Raw genomic sequence first — 3,200 nt, forward strand, 5'->3', positions numbered from 1 at the left:
CGTTCTTTAACAATTGAGAAGAAGTAAAGTAGAAATAATCAAAATTTATTTCGTAAAGGCGTTTGTCATGGAAATGATAAACAAGTTTATGGAAGGGTTGTGATTGTATCAAACAAACAAAGTAGTAAAAGTAATCCAAGTAGTTTGGTTTTAGCGATAAAACTGAACAATTAAAATACAAAGATACTTGAGCTACGGCAAACGCTAAAGTAATACTCATAAGTAGTAAAGAACTATAACTACTTTTTGGTGATGAACCTGGAACTAAGCAATTAGAACCGGACACTAGAAACTAAAGTTATAGGGACAAGTGACTAAGTGCACATGGTGGATGCCTTGGCGATATCAGGCGATGAAGGACGTAGTAGCTTGCGATAAGCTGCGGGGAGTGAGCAAACACACTTTGATCCGCAGATTTCCGAATGGGGAAACCCGGCCGTAAGGTCATTGCATACTGAATACATAGGTATGCAAAGCGAACGTGGCGAACTGAAACATCTAAGTAGCTACAGGAAAAGAAATCAACCGAGATTCCCAAAGTAGTGGCGAGCGAAATGGGAAGAGCCTGCAAGATTTAGCAGCTTTGATAGTGGAACGGATTGGAAACTCCGGCCATAGAGGGTGATAGCCCCTTACACGAAATCATCGCTGTAGAACTAAGCTTGCGACAAGTAGGGCGGGACACGTGAAATCCTGTCTGAACATGGGGGGACCATCCTCCAAGGCTAAATACTCGATATCGACCGATAGTGAACCAGTACCGTGAGGGAAAGGCGAAAAGAACCCCGGAAGGGGAGTGAAATAGAACCTGAAACCGTGTGCATACAAACAGTAGGAGCGGACTTGTTCCGTGACTGCGTACCTTTTGTATAATGGGTCAGCGACTTACATTCAGTGGCAAGGTTAACCGCATAGGGAAGCCGTAGAGAAATCGAGTCCGAATAGGGCGACAGTCGCTGGGTGTAGACCCGAAACCAAGTGATCTACTCATGGCCAGGATGAAGGTGCCGTAACAGGTACTGGAGGTCCGAACCCACTAATGTTGAAAAATTAGGGGATGAGCTGTGGGTAGGGGTGAAAGGCTAAACAAACTTGGAAATAGCTGGTTCTCTCCGAAAACTATTTAGGTAGTGCCTCAAGTATCACCAACGGGGGTAGAGCACTGTTATGGCTAGGGGGTCATCGCGACTTACCAAACCATTGCAAACTCCGAATACCGTTGAGTGCGAGCTTGGGAGACAGACATCGGGTGCTAACGTCCGGTGTCAAGAGGGAAACAACCCAGACCGCCAGCTAAGGTCCCAAAGTATAGCTAAGTGGAAAACGAAGTGGGAAGGCTAAAACAGTCAGGAGGTTGGCTTAGAAGCAGCCACCCTTTAAAGAAAGCGTAATAGCTCACTGATCGAGTCGTCCTGCGCGGAAGATGTAACGGGGCTAAGCTATACACCGAAGCTGCGGATATCCTTTTAGGATATGGTAGGAGAGCGTTCTGTAAGCCTGCGAAGGTGTCTGGTAACGGATGCTGGAGGTATCAGAAGTGCGAATGCTGACATGAGTAGCGATAATGGGAGTGAAAAGCTCCCACGCCGTAAGCCCAAGGTTTCCTGTTCAACGTTCATCGGAGCAGGGTGAGTCGGCCCCTAAGGCGAGGCAGAGATGCGTAGCTGATGGGAAGCAGGTTAATATTCCTGCACCGTCGTATGATGCGATGGGGGGACGGATCGCGGAAGGTCGTCAGGCGGTTGGAAGAGCCTGTTCTTGACTTGTAGAAGGTGCTTAGGCAAATCCGGGCACATAATTCAAGGGGTTGAGACGAGTGAATTTATTCACGAAGCGATCGGAAGTGGTTCCAAGAAAAGCCTCTAAGCTTCAGTCATACGAGACCGTACCGCAAACCGACACAGGTGGGCGAGATGAGTATTCTAAGGCGCTTGAGAGAACTCGGGAGAAGGAACTCGGCAAATTGGTACCGTAACTTCGGGATAAGGTACGCCCTGGTAGTTTGACCCCCCTGCGGGGGAAGGATGAAAGGGTTGCAATAAACTGGTGGCTGCAACTGTTTAATAAAAACACAGCACTCTGCAAACACGAAAGTGGACGTATAGGGTGTGACTCCTGCCCGGTGCTGGAAGATTAAATGATGGGGTGCAAGCTCTTGATTGAAGTCCCAGTAAACGGCGGCCGTAACTATAACGGTCCTAAGGTAGCGAAATTCCTTGTCGGGTAAGTTCCGACCTGCACGAATGGAGTAATGATGGCCACACTGTCTCCTCCCGAGACTCAGCGAAGTTGAAATGTTTGTGATGATGCAATCTACCCGCGGCTAGACGGAAAGACCCCATGAACCTTTACTGTAGCTTTGCATTGGACTTTGAACCAATCTGTGTAGGATAGGTGGGAGGCTTTGAAGCGGGGACGCCAGTTCTCGTGGAGCCATCCTTGAAATACCACCCTGGTTTGTTTGAGGTTCTAACCTTGGCCCATTATCTGGGTCGGGGACAGTGCATGGTAGGCAGTTTGACTGGGGCGGTCTCCTCCCAAAGTGTAACGGAGGAGTTCGAAGGTACGCTAGTTACGGTCGGACATCGTGACGATAGTGCAATGGCATAAGCGTGCTTAACTGCGAGACTGACAAGTCGAGCAGGTACGAAAGTAGGACATAGTGATCCGGTGGTTCTGTATGGAAGGGCCATCGCTCAACGGATAAAAGGTACTCTGGGGATAACAGGCTGATTCCTCCCAAGAGTTCATATCGACGGGGGAGTTTGGCACCTCGATGTCGGCTCATCACATCCTGGGGCTGTAGCCGGTCCCAAGGGTATGGCTGTTCGCCATTTAAAGTGGTACGTGAGCTGGGTTTAAAACGTCGTGAGACAGTTTGGTCCCTATCTGCCGTGGGCGTTGGAAGTTTGAAGGGGGCTGCTCCTAGTACGAGAGGACCGGAGTGGACGAACCTCTGGTGTATCGGTTGTCACGCCAGTGGCATTGCCGAGTAGCTATGTTCGGAAGAGATAACCGCTGAAAGCATCTAAGCGGGAAACTCGCCTTAAGATGAGACTTCCCAGAGACTTGATCTCTTTAAAGGGTCGTTCGAGACCAGGACGTTGATAGGCTGGGTGTGGAAGTGCAGTAATGCATTAAGCTAACCAGTACTAATTGCCCGTAAGGCTTGTCCCTATAACTTTGGTCAGTTATAGAAC

General features: G+C 48.9%; 1 rRNA gene. It reads left to right on the forward strand.

Features of this window, described 5'->3' with window-relative positions:
- The first annotated feature begins 304 nt into the window (after window positions 1–304).
- Window positions 305–3,177, forward strand: a 23S ribosomal RNA gene (locus tag AC1RR2_RS20850).
- Window positions 3,178–3,200: the final 23 nt, after the last annotated feature.

The organism is Undibacterium sp. GW821-FHT11H02, assembly GCF_058808015.1.